The 14,849-nt window shown below is 45.4% G+C and carries 16 protein-coding genes; 9 read left to right on the top strand and 7 right to left on the bottom strand.

Features of this window, described 5'->3' with window-relative positions; all coding sequences use genetic code 11:
- Window positions 1-155 precede the first annotated feature (155 nt).
- From ACO2Q8_RS14010 to ACO2Q8_RS14000, 3 genes are read right to left on the bottom strand one after another with little or no spacing between them, the layout of a single operon-like run.
- Window positions 156-518: a hypothetical protein gene (locus tag ACO2Q8_RS14010; RefSeq protein ID WP_423345449.1), complete on the bottom strand. Its 363-nt coding sequence runs from the start codon at window positions 516-518 to the stop codon at window positions 156-158.
- A gap of 54 nt (window positions 519-572) precedes the next feature.
- Entirely contained in the window at window positions 573-1,280 is a 708-nt protein-coding gene (locus tag ACO2Q8_RS14005) for a PD-(D/E)XK nuclease-like domain-containing protein (protein WP_423345448.1), read from the bottom strand.
- A gap of 2 nt (window positions 1,281-1,282) precedes the next feature.
- A complete protein-coding gene (locus ACO2Q8_RS14000) occupies window positions 1,283-1,963 on the bottom strand; it encodes a hypothetical protein (RefSeq protein ID WP_423345447.1) in 681 nt (226 codons plus the stop codon).
- A gap of 296 nt (window positions 1,964-2,259) precedes the next feature.
- Here ACO2Q8_RS14000 and ACO2Q8_RS13995 point away from each other — a divergent pair, with 296 nt between their 5' ends.
- From ACO2Q8_RS13995 to ACO2Q8_RS13955, 9 genes are all read left to right on the top strand, one after another.
- Window positions 2,260-2,685 carry a helix-turn-helix domain-containing protein gene (locus tag ACO2Q8_RS13995; RefSeq protein ID WP_423345446.1) on the top strand — a complete coding sequence of 142 codons (426 nt, stop codon included), beginning with the start codon at window positions 2,260-2,262 and terminating at the stop codon, window positions 2,683-2,685.
- A 35-nt stretch (window positions 2,686-2,720) separates the two neighbouring features.
- Window positions 2,721-3,464, top strand: coding sequence for a tyrosine-protein phosphatase (locus ACO2Q8_RS13990; RefSeq protein ID WP_423345445.1), 744 nt, complete (start codon window positions 2,721-2,723; stop codon window positions 3,462-3,464).
- A gap of 441 nt (window positions 3,465-3,905) precedes the next feature.
- Window positions 3,906-4,124 carry a hypothetical protein gene (locus ACO2Q8_RS13985; protein WP_423345444.1) on the top strand — a complete coding sequence of 73 codons (219 nt, stop codon included), beginning with the start codon at window positions 3,906-3,908 and terminating at the stop codon, window positions 4,122-4,124.
- 167 nt (window positions 4,125-4,291) lie between these two features.
- Entirely contained in the window at window positions 4,292-4,621 is a 330-nt protein-coding gene (locus ACO2Q8_RS13980; protein ID WP_423345443.1) for a hypothetical protein, read from the top strand.
- A gap of 173 nt (window positions 4,622-4,794) precedes the next feature.
- Window positions 4,795-5,733: a GDP-L-fucose synthase gene (gene fcl / locus ACO2Q8_RS13975; RefSeq protein ID WP_423345442.1), complete on the top strand. Its 939-nt coding sequence runs from the start codon at window positions 4,795-4,797 to the stop codon at window positions 5,731-5,733.
- A gap of 35 nt (window positions 5,734-5,768) precedes the next feature.
- A complete protein-coding gene (gmd, locus tag ACO2Q8_RS13970) occupies window positions 5,769-6,881 on the top strand; it encodes a GDP-mannose 4,6-dehydratase (protein ID WP_423345441.1) in 1,113 nt (370 codons plus the stop codon).
- A gap of 83 nt (window positions 6,882-6,964) precedes the next feature.
- Entirely contained in the window at window positions 6,965-7,723 is a 759-nt protein-coding gene (locus ACO2Q8_RS13965; protein WP_423345440.1) for a WecB/TagA/CpsF family glycosyltransferase, read from the top strand.
- Window positions 7,724-7,792: 69 nt separating this feature from the next.
- The gene (cmk, locus tag ACO2Q8_RS13960) at window positions 7,793-8,521 is read left to right on the top strand and encodes a (d)CMP kinase (protein WP_423345439.1); all 729 of its coding nucleotides are present in this window, start codon (window positions 7,793-7,795) and stop codon (window positions 8,519-8,521) included.
- Between the two features lie 30 nt (window positions 8,522-8,551).
- Complete coding sequence (locus ACO2Q8_RS13955; protein ID WP_423345438.1) at window positions 8,552-10,033, top strand: capsule assembly Wzi family protein; 1,482 nt, start codon at window positions 8,552-8,554, stop codon at window positions 10,031-10,033.
- Between the two features lie 77 nt (window positions 10,034-10,110).
- On the opposite strand, the gene ACO2Q8_RS13950 is transcribed toward ACO2Q8_RS13955, so the two are convergent.
- The 4 genes from ACO2Q8_RS13950 to ACO2Q8_RS13935 form a co-directional block, all read right to left on the bottom strand.
- Entirely contained in the window at window positions 10,111-10,917 is an 807-nt protein-coding gene (locus ACO2Q8_RS13950; RefSeq protein ID WP_423345437.1) for a 6-hydroxymethylpterin diphosphokinase MptE-like protein, read from the bottom strand.
- Window positions 10,914-11,861, bottom strand: a complete 948-nt coding sequence (locus ACO2Q8_RS13945; protein WP_423345436.1) for an O-antigen ligase family protein — start codon at window positions 11,859-11,861, stop codon at window positions 10,914-10,916. Before ACO2Q8_RS13945 ends, ACO2Q8_RS13950 begins: the two co-directional genes overlap by 4 nt.
- Window positions 11,862-12,252: 391 nt before the next feature.
- Window positions 12,253-13,695 carry a hypothetical protein gene (locus tag ACO2Q8_RS13940; protein WP_423345435.1) on the bottom strand — a complete coding sequence of 481 codons (1,443 nt, stop codon included), beginning with the start codon at window positions 13,693-13,695 and terminating at the stop codon, window positions 12,253-12,255.
- Window positions 13,692-14,741, bottom strand: coding sequence for a hypothetical protein (locus tag ACO2Q8_RS13935; protein ID WP_423345434.1), 1,050 nt, complete (start codon window positions 14,739-14,741; stop codon window positions 13,692-13,694). The genes ACO2Q8_RS13940 and ACO2Q8_RS13935 overlap by 4 nt, the downstream gene beginning before the upstream one ends.
- Between the last annotated feature and the right edge of the window lie 108 nt (window positions 14,742-14,849).

Below are 14,849 nucleotides of genomic sequence, written 5' to 3'. Positions count from 1 at the left end.
CAGGAGATGCGTTATTTTTCTCAAAGATGAAAACCGGACGCAAAAGGTTGCACCCGTACCGTACCCACGGACTTTAGTCCGTGTTTTACCTGGCTATTCGAGTAACTAGCTCCTAAAACACGGACTAAAGTCCGTGGGTACGGCCCGTGGGTACGTTAGGGAACCCAGAGGGCTTTTTGGTAGGCGGTTTCGTAATCGAATTCTTCCAGTGGAACAAAGTCGCTGAATTTTCCGGCTTCGTCCATCCGGATCGCGTACCACAAACCGGTCGCATCGCGGAGCAGCAGTCGGTAGCCGTACAGCGGGTGGAACGTATGGCTGTCCGTCCGGTGATCCCAGCCAGTCTGGAGTTCGATGGCAAAGGCAATCTGAGCCAGCGCCTGGTCGATGTACGCCATCAGGCTACCAAAACCGTCCAGTTCTTCCAGCCAGATCACCAGGCCGTCGGTGCCCCAGTCGAAGAGGGGAGGTGCCGATGGCTCCGCAGGAAGATGGATAACGGGCGTTTGGGTCGTCATACGAATGAAGCGTGAATATGAATATCGAACGAAAAACAACTTACCGGGACATCCTTACGATGCCTGACGCAACCACGGATTGACGGTTTCTACTTGTTGTTCTTTCCATTTGCGGAGCCAGAAGCGGTATTTTTTCCGGCCGTATTCCACAAAATTCGGAATGGACGTGGCATCGACCGCAAACAGTCGGTTGGGCTTCTGTTTTTGTACGCCGATCAGAATAAACCGAAACTGGCGGGTTTGCGCCCACTCCCGGCTATCGGCATGGCGCAGCCCATCGACGTAAAAAGCCACCTGCCGGTCGTAGTCGTAATCGTAGCAGCTTTGTAGAAACTGGCTTTGGGTGCGGGCCGAGGTCGTTTTAAAATCCAGAATCAGCGCGTTCCGTTTTTTTGGACTCGTATAGACCATGTCCATGCGGGCCTTGCAGGCCAATTCGGTTTCGGGATCGGTAAACAGAATGATCCGCTCCCGGTCCGACTGCCGCAGATACCGACGGCAAAACGAATCGCGCCGGACCTGCTCAGTCAGTTGCTCCAGTCGTCCCGATTCCACCGGTTTCATATCCGGGAGTAGTTGGTCGATAATCCCGCCGACACTCTCGGGTTCGAGCAGGTGCGAATGAAACGCCCGCCCGAACTGCATGGCCCGCTGGGGCACAAACCGGCTCGGCGTGTACCCCAGGCATTCTTCTTTCAACCGGGTCAGATCGGAGTTCGAGACCCGGGGAATCGACCGGTAATCGATGAGTTCAGTAATCATGATTAGTTCAGCAGATGAAGGCCATTGTCCGTCAGCAACTCCTCGCTGGGGCTGTTGAACGGGTTGTAATAGTTGTAGGCCGTTTTGATGTTGGCGATGTCGGTCAGCGTCTCCTGGCGGAATATACGGTTTTCCTGCCCGAAGGTTTTCAGGATTTTTGTCTGTTCCGGATCGGCCAGTTGGTAGCTGAAGGTGGCGATGTAATAGACGCCTTTCGGCTGGATTTTAGTATTTTCTTTCTTCTCGGCGGTGGCGGTAATAACGACATCGGCCAGCGTCAGGTCGTCGTAGAAAAGCGGTTCGATCAGCCGGAAGATGTTGTCGACCGAATACCCGTGGAACAAAACCGCCGAAACACAATTTTTTTCATCGATAAAAAAGATTTCGGCCCAGTTTTTGGTACCCATGTTTAAAATATTATCGGTAAAAATGCGCCAGGCGATGGGCTGGAAGGTCAGGCTGCGACCGTTGGCGGGACCACCCAGTTTTTCGGTGCCGTTGATGTTAAAAATGCCTTCCTTGGCGTCAAAACGATATTGACGGGGGTGCCCCTCCAGGTATTTGAACGGACTGCTGGCCGGAGCATTAACGATCTCGCCTGTCGTCTCGTTAACCTTCTGATAAACTTTCAGTTCCAAACCATTTTGATTTGTTGCGCCTGTGTTGTTTTTTTGTGTGTTCATTAGTATTTGTTGTTTACTGTTCGGACAGGGGGACCGCTATGCGATCCCTTTTGCCTTTTTATAGGGGTTTATATTTTAGTTTAAATATACACACTATTATGTATAATACAAAATGACGGATAAAAAGATTTGGCAAAAATTAGTGTCGTGCCCTATAAGTGTGAAAAATTCGTTTTTTTGTTATTCTTTTGTCAGGCCTTCAAAAAATTATTCCTAGTAACCAGTCTGTCCCTCGGTGCCCGGGGATGAATTGAAGGGCAGAAATTACATGGTTTTGTGTAATCCTCCGTTTTGCTATGTCCATTGGAGCCCGTTTGCAGCAACTGATCGATGTGTTGGGAATCAGCGTTCTGGAGTTCGCCCGGCAGTTGGGCGAGAAACGGGGTGAAAAAATATACCATATCATACACGGACGCCTAAAGCCCCGCTACGAGACGCTGGAGAAAATTCTGCTTACGCATCCGAATCTGAATGCCGACTGGCTGCTGCGCGGAGAAGGGCTCATGTTTCGGACGCTGCCCCAGACCCCGCTGGCGGCTCTGACCCTCGACGACCGGATGCGAAATATGGAGTTTCTTTTGTTTCAGTTGAACGAACGTGTAGCTTTGTTACAGCAGACCAATGATTTGCTCCGTCAGGAGCTGGAAGAACTGGTTGGAAAAGAAAAAGTTATCAGTCTTTCGTACACCAGCCGACGTTCTGATCTGTCAGCGGAGGGCTGAAGACGTCAGACGCGCGACGCCACTGTCACTTACCTATGTTCTCGTTTTTTAAACGCCGGCCGGAACGACCTGCTTTTACCGATTTCGGATTCCTGGCCGTTGATCTTCATTCGCACCTGATCCCGGGAATCGATGATGGTGTTCCTGATCTTGAAACGGCCCTAACGTGTCTTCAAGCCTTTGAAGCATTGGGATACCGGAAAGTAATCACGACTCCGCATGTTTTGCGGGATTATTACCCTAACAGCAGCGATACCATCCGCCAGGGGCTCCTTGAACTCCGTCGGGCCATGGCCGAGACGGAACTGACGATTCAGGTCGAAGCGGCTGCCGAATACCTGATCGACGACCATTTTATGACCCTGCTGCAGGCGGATGACCTGCTGACATTTGGTCAGAAGTATGTGCTGGTCGAGTTGTCGTTCGCAAATGCCCCCCTGAACCTGGACGATATTATTTTTCAACTTCGTACAAAAGGGTACGTACCCATCCTGGCGCACCCCGAACGGTACTCGTACTTCAAAGACCAGCCCGAGCGTATCCGGAAGCTCAAAGAGCAGGGTTGTTTGTTGCAACTGAATCTGCTTTCACTCCTGGGGCAGTACGGGGGCCGGGTGCAGCAACAGGCCAAACAATTGCTCGATGACTCGTTGGTCGACTTCCTGGGCTCTGACCTGCACCGGGTCCGGGACGCCGAAAAACTCACCCAACTGCTTCATGCCAAAGAAATGAATTGGCTGGAATCGCACTCCTTTTTGAACGAAAAACTGCTCACATAGGATTATTCATTTGATTAATTGACTCTATCCGGGTAGTTGTTCAGGATGTCACCATTTTTTTACTTTTGGTACCATAGCGGCATAGTTTTTGTTTTTTTAGACTCTATCTTGTGTCTGTTAAATGAGAAAAAAACTTTGCACAGTTTATTTCCTGTTTAGTCCAAGAGTATTCTGTAAAAAATGATTTATTGGCTTTTTTTAAGATTTTTTACCGTCTACGACAAAAATCATAGAAGAATGTATAGTTAATCTCGTTCAATTTTTATAGGTTTAACCTATAATCTTCATAAAGAGCTTTTACCTCTCTGTCTGCTTTTTAAAATTAAATAGTGATTTTTTAGATCGTCCCGGCTCTTGACTTTCTGAATAACGCCAGCTATACGTACTAATTTCTTAGCGAGCATAGTCACAAGTAGTTGCTAATATTTTTTACTCAACGTTATGAAAACTTCAATCGTAGGGACCGGTTATGCCGGTCTGATGACCGGAACATGCTTTGCCGAAACCGCTAATCAGTTGACCTGCGTGGATGTCGATGAAGGCAAGGTTCAGAAACTCACCAACGGCATCATCTCGATGCACGAACCCGGTTCAGGGTCTTGTTTAACCGTAACACCGCCGAAGGGCACCCACGCTCCACGACCAGCCTGCTGGTCTTGAAGTCGCTGAGGTAGGTTCTATTCCTGACGTTAACCAATGCCCCGGCACAACGACTACGCCGTTATAAGCAAGCGGTTTGCTCCGCTGGTGCGGCAGGGAACAATTAGTGCCAAGATAAAGCGAGTTGCTTACTTACTGAGATAAATCCATATTCCTTACTCAACGAAATGATCAGTCTTTGGCGCGAAGATATTGCTGCATGTTTCATGTCATATGCCGAACGATTCGAATCCGGTAAAGAATTTAAATCGCATCCGGATACCCGACGGTATGTAGATTGGATTGCCTTAACGGCAGGGGCTTTTTTTGAAAAATATCCCCATTTACTCACGGATGATGTGATAGAGTTACTTGCAGTTGGTGAGGAACATAAAAAAGTTGAGCAATTCCGTCATTTAGCTGAGTTTCATCCTTTGAATGAAGCTCTTAAAAGCTACTTCGACAGCCTTCGGCCCCGCGCTAAAAAGCCGTACTCATTTGGTTTTCTGTCTTTATAATGAACGTGTGAAGGTCATCAACTGCTACGCTGGAAAGAGTACTATTTAGTACTACTCATTTTGTAAATAAGCTTGTCTTTTATCGTATCTGACGTATTAAAAAACTGCATCTAAGTAGTTTATCGGCAGTATAAAACCCATAAAATAAAAGAGTATAACTAGTCCATATTCGTATGCATAAAAACTCTAGAATATATGTTGCCGGACACCGGGGAATGGTGGGTTCGGCCATCACCCGGTGTTTACATAACAAAGGCTATCATAACGTTATAACCCGGACCTCTTCGGAACTGGACCTCCGCAACCAGGCAGCCGTGGCCGACTTCTTCGCGGAGGAAAAACCGGATTATGTTTTTCTGGCAGCCGCCAAAGTGGGCGGTATCTGGGCCAATAACATCTACCGGGCGGATTTCCTCTACGATAACCTGCTGATTGAAGCCAATATTATTCACAGCGCTTACCGCCACCAGGTTGACAAATTGTTGTTTCTGGGCTCCTCCTGCATTTACCCCAAACTGGCTCCGCAACCCCTGAAAGAGGAGTATCTGCTGAGCGGTTATCTAGAGCCAACGAATGAACCGTACGCCATTGCCAAGATTGCTGGAATCAAACTTTGCGAAGCGTATCGGAGTCAGTATGGCTGCAATTTCATCTCGGCCATGCCGACCAATCTCTATGGCCCCAACGATAATTACGACCTGCAGGGCTCCCACGTTTTGCCCGCGCTGATCCGCAAATTTCATGAGGCCAAAATTGAGAATCAGCCTTTCGTGGAAGTGTGGGGAACCGGTTCACCGCGCCGGGAATTCCTCCATGCCGATGACCTGGCCGACGCCTGCGTTTTCCTGATGGAAACCTACAATGACGAAGCATTTGTCAACATCGGAACCGGCGAAGACGTGACCATTCGGGCGTTGGCCGAACTGGTCAAAGAAACCGTGGGCTACGAAGGCGAACTGCGCTGGAACACCGACAAACCGGATGGAACACCCCGGAAGCTAATGGATGTCTCGCGACTACACCAACTCGGCTGGCAGCACCGCATTGAGTTGACCGAGGGAATTGCCGCAACCTATCAGGATTTCCTGCGCAATCAGGAAGCTTATGTTTAGTCTCCTTTAAAAATCAAACTACAGTTAATCAACGTATGAAAAAAGCACTTATTACAGGTATCACCGGCCAGGACGGAGCTTATTTGGCTGAACTATTATTAGGAAAAGGGTATGAAGTACACGGCATTAAACGCCGGAGTTCATTATTCAATACGCAACGAATTGATAATTTATACGAAGATCCGCACGAAAAAGATGTGCGGTTTAAGCTCCATTTCGGCGACCTCTCCGACTCGACCAACATCATCCGCATCATTCAGGAAGTGCAGCCCGATGAAATTTATAACCTCGGCGCGATGTCGCACGTGCGCGTCAGTTTCGATGAGCCTGAGTATACCGCCCAGGTCGACGGCATCGGGACACTTCGTATCCTGGAAGCGGTCCGGCTGCTGGGTCTGACCGAAAAAACCCGAATTTATCAGGCCTCGACCTCCGAACTGTACGGTGGGGTGCAGGGTCACGCCCAGTCCGAAACCACGCCGTTCTATCCCCGCTCACCGTATGCGGTGGCTAAGTTGTACGGTTACTGGATTACGGTCAACTACCGGGAAGCCTACAACATGTATGCCTGCAACGGCATCTTGTTCAACCACGAATCACCCTTGCGGGGAGAGACGTTTGTGACGCGCAAAATCACCCGGGCGGTAGCGCGGATTGGTCTGGGCCTACAGGACAAAGTGTTCCTGGGCAACATCGACTCGCTGCGCGACTGGGGTCATGCCAAAGATTATGTGGAGGCCATGTGGCTGATTCTGCAACAGGAAAAACCGGAAGACTTCGTGATTGCAACTGGGGTAACGACGACGATCCGGGATTTTGTAAAAATGGCGTTTGCTGAAATCGGGGTCGAACTGGAGTTCCGGGGCGAGGGGGTCAACGAGAAGGCCTACGTCGTGAGTGCCTCCAATCCGGATTTTCCAGTTGCCATCGGTCAGGAAGTATTGAGCATCGATGAGCGGTATTTCCGGCCAACCGAGGTGGATTTACTCCTGGGCGATCCGACGAAGGCGATGACGAAATTGAACTGGAAGCCCAAGTATGATCTGGCCGGGTTGGTAAAAGACATGATGCAGGCCGACATTGATTTGTTCCGGCGCGACCAATTGCTGGCTGAAGAGGGCCACCTGGTCTTGAATTATTTCGAATAAACCGCGTTCCAGCCTCTCGGGAGGCTGGAACGGATGCTTTCAGTAGCTGATTTCAACTCAACGTTACGAAACTTTTAGTACTGATGTCACTCAACGAGAATGGCAAAGCAAAGGTTATTAGTCTTAACCTGTCATTAGGCAGTTACCGCTATTTTCAGGATCAAATCATTGATGCGGCCAAAACACGGCAAACCGGAACCGTGTGCTTCGCCAATGTCCACATGATTATCGAATCCAAGTTCAATGCGGCTATCGCTGCGGCTGTCAATAATGCGGATTTGGTTTTACCCGACGGTGTCCCCTTGCTTTGGGGCATGCAATGGCTGTATGGCATTAAGCAAGATCGGGCGGCTGGTTTGGATATGCTGCCTGATCTGCTCGAAAAAGCAAGTGCCAACAATATCCCGGTGTTTTTTTTCGGCTCTACTCCCGAAGTTCTTCAACGGTCCGTCGAGGTCTGCCGGGAAAAATACCCGGCATTGACCATTGCCGGTACGCTTTCACCGCCTTTTCGGCCGCTGACACCGCAAGAAGATGAGCAGGTGATTGAGCAGATTAAACAGTCGGGCGCAGGCCTGGTGTTTGTTTCCCTGGGATGTCCCAAGCAGGAATTGTGGATGGCCCGAATGAAGGATCGAATCCCGTCTATTCTGCTGGGTATTGGCGGAGCGCTGCCAATTCTGGCCGGTGATATCAAACGTTCGCCCGTCTGGATGCAGCGGGCCGGGCTGGAATGGCTGTTCAGGCTCATGCAGGAGCCCCGGCGGTTGTTTAAGCGCTACGCCGTTACCAATAGCCTGTATACCTGGTATTTGGTGAAGCAATTAGTCAAAGGTAATTAGCCTTGCAAAGGATCGGTTTTGTGTACAAACCGATCCTTACGCCTTTTTACATCCTAATTATTCAATACGATGGTAGTAGATAAGACTTACCCTTTCAATCGAATTATTATCGCAATTGATGGGTATTCCAGTTGTGGCAAAAGCACAACGGCCCGGCAGGTTGCCGCAGCACTAAACTATTCGTATATCGATACCGGTGCCATGTATCGTGCTGTTACCCTTTATCTTTTGCAGAATCGAATTGAGTTAAACGACACGGCCGCAATGCAAAATGCCCTACATGCCATTCGCATCGAATTTAACTTCAATCCTATATCGAGATGCAATGAAACGTATTTGAACGGATTGAATGTGGAAAGGGAAATCAGAACGCAATACGTAGCGAATTCGGTTAGCGAAGTCAGTGCCATTCCGGAAGTCCGTCGAGCGATGGTGGCCCAACAGCAGTTGATGGGTCACAAGCGGGGGGTTGTGATGGATGGCCGGGATATTGGAACGCACGTCTTTCCGAAAGCCGAACTTAAGATTTTTATGAGTGCCGATCCCTTGATCCGTGCCCAACGCCGTCAACTGGAATTACGGGAAAAAGGTGAGTGTGTCGAACTGTCGGAAATCGTTGAAAATATAAAAAAGCGGGATCATAACGACACCACCCGAACGGAAAGTCCGCTGAGACGGGCAGACGATGCACAACTGCTCGACACCTCTTTTATGGCAATTCATGAGCAAGTTGCCTGGGTTGTAGAACAGGCAAAAATAGCGATGATGAAGTTGACTCATACGACAAGCATGGCGTAACCGCAAGCATCATTTAAACCGATTCCCCTCATGATGCGAACCTCGCTAGTTGGCCTTTTTTTTCTTTTACTAGTCAGTTTTGGCTCGTACGCCCAACAATCGGGCTCTTCCTCCATCCAGTATTCCGCTGAAGTGGGAGCTATGGCGTCATCGGCTCGTCGTACGCCCTTTTGGCTGCGGGCCAACCAGTTTGGTACGGTTCCTTTGGTGGCTCCGGCGGGCACAATCAAACTGGGGACATCGGCTTTGTTCCGTCGGGATACAAGCGGACGGGGTTGGTTTTTGGGCTATCGGGCAGAGGTGGTTGCCAATGCCGGACCGCGTAACCAACTGCTTCTGCCGGAAGCATACGCCAACATCGGGTATCGCTCGGTTGAACTGGTCGTCGGCCGTCGTAAAGAAGTGTTGGGGTTGGTGGATACGACCTTGTCGTCGGGTTCGTATGCCTGGTCGGGCAATGCCATTCCGATCCCTAAAATTCAGATTGGAACCCGGGGTTTCGTCCCCCTGCATTTTACCCGGGACTTAATCGCTATCAATGCCTTCTTTGCGCACGGCTGGTTTGCCAATACCGATTCAATCCGAAACTCGTATTTGCATCAGAAAGGGGTTTATGGACGGATTGGAAAACCACACTGGAAAATAAAGTTCTACGGGGGTATTTTGCACAATGTTCAGTGGGGGGGGGAGTCCGCTTATCTGGGAACGGGACATTCCACCAGTGGCAGGCTCCCGTCATCATTCAACGACTATCTCCACATCATCGTAGCGAAGCAACCGGCCAGTACCGATAACATTTCCAATCATGATCTCGTCAATCAGTTTGGCAATCATGTTGGCTCAATCGACATGGGAGCGGAAATCGCGTTTTCTCACTGGGATGCTTTAGCCTATTACCAGCATCCTTTCGAGGATAAATCCGGAGTTGCGCTGGTGAACTTGCCAGATGGATTATACGGGCTAAAGTTAAAACGCCGAGCCACTGAGTCATCCCCTTTTTTTCAACTCAATCAGGTTTTGTTTGAATACTTGACAACGATGAGCCAAAGCGGCAGTACGCTGGACATCGGTAGCCGGTTGTATGAAGGGATTGACGATTACTTCAATAACTTTCAATACCTCAATGGGTGGACGTACCAAAACCAGATTCTGGGAACTCCGTTTATAAGCCGGAGGCAGGATGTAAAAACCGATTGGCAAAACCGCCCCGGAACACACACTTTAGCCATCGTCAATAATCGGGTGCAACTTTTACATCTGGGACTGGCCGGTGTTTTCTCATCGGGGGTTCAGATTCAATCGAAGCTCTCGCTGAGCCGCAATTACGGAATTTTCAGAAGCCCGTTCGGACAGACGGTTAGGCAGTTTTCGGGTAGCGTTTGGCTGACCTGGCCGTTGACCTGGCTGGGGGGAAGCGAGCTACAGACCGCGATAGCCCTGGATCAGGGACGTTTATATACCAATTCCGTTGGCGGGTGGATAAGCTTGCGAAAAACGTGGAATAAAAGATAAATTCAAACACGACTTGCTTTAAACGAAGAAAGCGTGCCGGCATCGGCACGCTTTCTTCGTTTAAAGCAAATTCCAGGTTAGCGGAACAAATCAGTGAAAGAACCTTTTTCAAATATGGTACATTTCCCATTCACCGTAGCATCAATGACTTTACGACCTTCCTTCTCGAAACTCTGACGAGCCTGAGCATAGGCCAGTTCCGACCGATACAAATCCGGTAACTGCCATTTCATGCCTTTGGGGAAATAGTCAGGGTGAAAATGGTTTTTATCTTCGGCGTCTTTACGGACCTCCGTGGCATTGGGTCGGCCTTTATCAGCAAAGTTATGGTCCATGCCAATGATATAAACTTCCGAAAAACCCATGTAATAGGCCACCTGGAGCGTGGCATACGTAACCGTCCCGCCCGAATAAATGCCCTGGGTAATATCGCGGGAAAACTTATCTTCCAGGTCGTAATAATTACGCAGGTAATTAACGGAGGAGGAGTTGTTGGCAAACAGCCCCCGCTCGGTCCAGTTCAAAAAGAGTGTCGTTGGCAGGGCTTCCAGGTCTTTGGCGAATTGCTGGATGACAAGTTCATTGATCACGCTATAATAAGTGGGAACAAACCCGATTTTGTCAAAAATCAGGTATAACCGATTCATGCCAAACGTGATTTCGTTTTTCAAAGGCGACAGATCCATGGTTGCCAGGCTCGGGCCATTGGCAATAATAAAGCAGCGCTTTCCTTTGTGTTTGTTGTGATATTGTCGTAGTAGTTGCTGATTATTTTTTCCAATTTGGGAGTAAAGCCATTCATTGGAATGCGGAATGTTTTTTATTCTGCGCTCAATTGCCTGTACAACGCGAGTAGGAGTGATTTCGTTTAGTTTAATTCTCATGTCTCTAAAGTTGAAAGAGTGTAAAGATGCGGTGCTACTCTTACCTTATTTTTTTCGGAGCTAAGATAAGGGTAAGCTACTGCTTGGATTATTAAAACTGAGAAAAAGAGATAATAAGTGTTTAGGTAATAAAATCCAAAGAAGGATTCTGTAATACCTATTATAAGAAAGTATAACAAATAACTAATTATTAATATGTTAAATTTTTTATCGTACTTCCAAGATTTTATTATCATTTTTATGCTACAATTAAGCAAGTATAAATATATTATTATTCCTAATAGACCATAGTCAAATAAAATCATTAGTATAGTATTATGAGGGTGCATTAAATCGCTGTTCTCAAAGCGACCAAAAAAGGATCCCCAAGCTATGGATGCACCAGACGCGTAATGTCCATATTCGCCATGTCCTAGTAAACTATATATATTAAAATCTTGAAATTTGGAAATAGAAATCGCCCAGATTAGCGATCGCGAGTTTCCTGTTTGCACTTCCTCTGAAGATCTAGAAATTGAATCGAATAAAGCTATTTGTGATGCAAATTGAAAAAATAACATAAATAAAATAGGGCCTCCTATTTGTATCAAAGGAGAAAATCGAATAAGTTTAATGTTGTTTTTCTTGTAAATTATATTTGTTAATATAAATATAATTATCGGGTATATTATAGCTGCTCTTGAATCAATTAACAAAAGCATCACAAAGAAGATTATTGACGAAGATATCGAAATGAGTTTATACTTCGGAATAAATCTTATGGAGGTTAAAGAAATTGTAAGTAATCCACCTAACAAAGTAGCGAAGCTATTAAATCCAGTTGCTAAAGGAAACCTTACCCTATCAATATTGATTCCAATTTTTGAAATAATTAACGCTTGTCCTATATTGGTTTCTTCAAATTGCCCTACTGTTACTCCTAAGAACCAGAAAACAATATTCATTATACAGTATAAGGCATATGGGACAATATTGACTATGAAAAAAAGATTAGAAAATTTTTTTTGAATTCTTACCGAATACCACTCCGCAAACTTTATTGTGCAAAGTAAGAAAGACGAGAATAGTAGAACTTTTACTATAGAACCTATTAGATCCACATCGGGCTTATTAGTCCTAAATAAACCAACAATAAGTAAAAATGCTGCGATATATATATGTAAATAGTTTTTCTTAATTGGTAAAAAAGGTGACCTTTTTTTAATGATCGTTATGTAGAGATAAAATAAAGAAAAAAAGATTAGCGGTAAAGCCTTTACTAATGTGTTATCAGCAATTTTGGGCAGATAAAGTAATAGAATAAAATAGCCTATTGTGTATAAGAAGATAGCCATATCAAATTAAGTTAAAGAAGGAAATGATAATAAACAAAACGATAAATGGAATAAAAGTTGTTCGCTCAAAATTCCAGAAACTAACGTTTATAAACTGGTACGACTTATAAGGAGCGTACCACGAATAGCAAAGTATATATGAAATTAGCATTCCTAAAGGTAGTGCATATACATTCATATATTGGTATAAGAAAAGTGATAAAGTAATCATCAATATGCCAGTTATTCCATTTAGCTTATGCCAAATTATATGATTACTTGTGCTATACAACTGTAAATGCATGGCACCATATCTATCAACTATATAAGCAAAGCCTAGCAAGTTCCATAATAATGAGTCAGGGAATTGGGCGTTAGAGCCTATTAATTTAAAAAGTGGTTCATGCAAGAAAGAAACTCCTAAAAAGCCAATACTAAAGATTAGGTACACTCTGAACATGTTCTTTTGGGCAGTAGTTCTTAACTTTAACATGTCTCCTTTGCCAGAATAAGAAGATAACTCTGGTAAACGGCTGTAAAATGGGGCTTGAGAAAAATTTCTAATAGCTTGTATTAGATTAAGACCAACTAGATAAGATGCTAAAGCATTTGGGGTTAACAATTGCGCATATATAAAACCTGACGCTTGTATAATACCTTGTGACATTAATATACCGATTCCACTTTTAAGGGCGTTGGGAGTAACATTTTTTTGTATTTCATTTTCTAATAAGTTATCAGTAGGGAGTATATTTATAAATGTATACCTTTTGTGTGCTAAAATACGATTTCTTATTGTCGCTGCGAGAAGCCAGCATTGGTTTATGATAATTAGTAAATATATATTAGGCAATAGTAGAAGTAAGGCTATGCAGAATAATGAATTAAGCAAATTAAATAAAGTATCCCATCTACGTACAAGCGGGACATTGTGAGTTCCTTGTAATAAATTAATATATATATTTCCTTGTAGTATAATAGGGAAAGTAATTGTAAAAAAGATCCAAGTTATCCATCCATAAAATGGGTCTGTAGAATTTTCAATAGGCTTTAAAAAGATCCATGAGCCAAATATGGCAAGAGTAAAAAAACTAATCCATAATAATTTTTTGTATACTTTTGTCATTAAGTCATAGGTTGTTTTAATAAATGTTTCGTCAAATATTCCTGTGTTTTTTTCTGATATAGACCCTTTTAATGTAGAAAAATCTCTCATTCCAACGGTGCCATACGCAATTACTCTAACAAAAGCTGATCCAAACCCTGCGTCTAATAATACTTGTAGACTTATAACGCTTGTAAATAAATACCATAAATTTATATCCCCAATTTTTAATCTATTTAATACCAGCGGCATGATGATAGTAACGCTGAATGATTTTGTTAGGAAACTCATCCACGTTGTGGCCGTAGGTGAATTCCATATTTTGTTGGTTAAGAATATAAAAGTATCCTTTATTTTCATTTTTTTAAGCTAAAAATGATTAGTTCATTAGAGAACTCTACTTTATAATTATGTTCTTCTTTCCGAACTTGAACAATATTTGGATTAGGGAACAAAATTTTAATATCTTCTAATTTAATGGTTTTGCCAGCTTGAATAGTGATTATGTGACTCTTTAGACGATTATTACCTTCAATCATAATAATCTTGTATCTTTCCAAATCGTAACTTTGTATGTGCAGAGAATCGGCCTTCGATTTTGAAACGATTTGCAATGGAGTCGCTCTGCGTGTCTGGTTACTTTTGATAACCGCTTGCGAAAATTTACTCTCATCTTCCCGAAGCAGTTTGTAAACGGGTTGAAACGTTTGGTTCTTCCCCAAAAACCTTGTTGCGGATTTTTGCGATTTGCCAGGAACGTGCACATCCCACGGAATAATGAGGGCACTGTTGGCCGAATAGGTTAGAAAAAGCGCCTTTAGCTGCTTGCTTTCGTCGTCAGAAGAAAGCGTAAAGTATTGTTTCTTGTTCAGTCGACCAGCTTCTGACGTGCGGGCCAGGATGTAATCCCGGTTTAATCGGTTTTCGGGTAGTTCGGCCACACCAATGTCAAAAATCTGGTAGATCCCAGTCCACTGCCCCCCGTAATTGTTTGTTAAAAACGTTACGGGTCGCCGGGCGTAGTTTTCAACGCTTTTTCGCCAGCTTGTCAAAAAACGAATGACCGACTTAGTTTGAAACGCCCGATAGAGTGTCCAAAGCGGAACCTGGCGGTTTTTAGCAGGAAGTGAATCGATTCCTGCGCTCCGTAAATAGTCCCGGTAATTGAACGTAGACGACAGGGTGTCGGCACCATTATCCTGCAGGTAGGTTGTAAAACCGCTTACACAATGGTCGCAGAAACATCCGCCCCATTCCGTCGCCTGATCATTGAACCGGGCATCATCCACAAACAGCCCGTAGGCTTCCAGATCAATCAGCTTGCGAGACTGATCCAGGAACAACTTTTGAAATTCCGGCGAATTAACGCAACCCCAATACGGATTTTTGAGTTTCCAGTTTCGCATCCAGGGCGCGGCCAGTTTCCGGCCATTCAGGTCTTCCACCCGCCCGTGGACTGTATAGCCCGCTGAATCCGGTACCTGTGGATTGATGGCCAGGCTATAAGGGACTTT

The organism is Larkinella sp. VNQ87 (assembly GCF_049445795.1).
Classification (GTDB): domain Bacteria; phylum Bacteroidota; class Bacteroidia; order Cytophagales; family Spirosomataceae; genus Larkinella.
Note: the sequence above shows the minus strand (reverse complement) of the source record. Positions and strands in the feature narration are given on the sequence as shown.

Bases quoted from the DNA above. Each gene is read 5' to 3' on its own strand.
- ACO2Q8_RS14010 (WP_423345449.1), bottom strand. From the start codon at position 518: ATGACGACCCAAACGCCCGTTATCCATCTTCCTGCGGAGCCATCGGCA.
- ACO2Q8_RS14005 (WP_423345448.1), bottom strand. From the start codon at position 1,280: ATGATTACTGAACTCATCGATTACCGGTCGATTCCCCGGGTCTCGAAC.
- ACO2Q8_RS14000 (WP_423345447.1), bottom strand. From the start codon at position 1,963: ATGAACACACAAAAAAACAACACAGGCGCAACAAATCAAAATGGTTTG.
- ACO2Q8_RS13995 (WP_423345446.1), top strand. From the start codon at position 2,260: ATGTCCATTGGAGCCCGTTTGCAGCAACTGATCGATGTGTTGGGAATC.
- ACO2Q8_RS13990 (WP_423345445.1), top strand. From the start codon at position 2,721: ATGTTCTCGTTTTTTAAACGCCGGCCGGAACGACCTGCTTTTACCGAT.
- ACO2Q8_RS13985 (WP_423345444.1), top strand. From the start codon at position 3,906: ATGAAAACTTCAATCGTAGGGACCGGTTATGCCGGTCTGATGACCGGA.
- ACO2Q8_RS13980 (WP_423345443.1), top strand. From the start codon at position 4,292: ATGATCAGTCTTTGGCGCGAAGATATTGCTGCATGTTTCATGTCATAT.
- fcl (WP_423345442.1), top strand. From the start codon at position 4,795: ATGCATAAAAACTCTAGAATATATGTTGCCGGACACCGGGGAATGGTG.
- gmd (WP_423345441.1), top strand. From the start codon at position 5,769: ATGAAAAAAGCACTTATTACAGGTATCACCGGCCAGGACGGAGCTTAT.
- ACO2Q8_RS13965 (WP_423345440.1), top strand. From the start codon at position 6,965: ATGTCACTCAACGAGAATGGCAAAGCAAAGGTTATTAGTCTTAACCTG.
- cmk (WP_423345439.1), top strand. From the start codon at position 7,793: ATGGTAGTAGATAAGACTTACCCTTTCAATCGAATTATTATCGCAATT.
- ACO2Q8_RS13955 (WP_423345438.1), top strand. From the start codon at position 8,552: ATGATGCGAACCTCGCTAGTTGGCCTTTTTTTTCTTTTACTAGTCAGT.
- ACO2Q8_RS13950 (WP_423345437.1), bottom strand. From the start codon at position 10,917: ATGAGAATTAAACTAAACGAAATCACTCCTACTCGCGTTGTACAGGCA.
- ACO2Q8_RS13945 (WP_423345436.1), bottom strand. From the start codon at position 11,861: ATGAATATTGTTTTCTGGTTCTTAGGAGTAACAGTAGGGCAATTTGAA.
- ACO2Q8_RS13940 (WP_423345435.1), bottom strand. From the start codon at position 13,695: ATGAAAATAAAGGATACTTTTATATTCTTAACCAACAAAATATGGAAT.
- ACO2Q8_RS13935 (WP_423345434.1), bottom strand. From the start codon at position 14,741: ATGCGAAACTGGAAACTCAAAAATCCGTATTGGGGTTGCGTTAATTCG.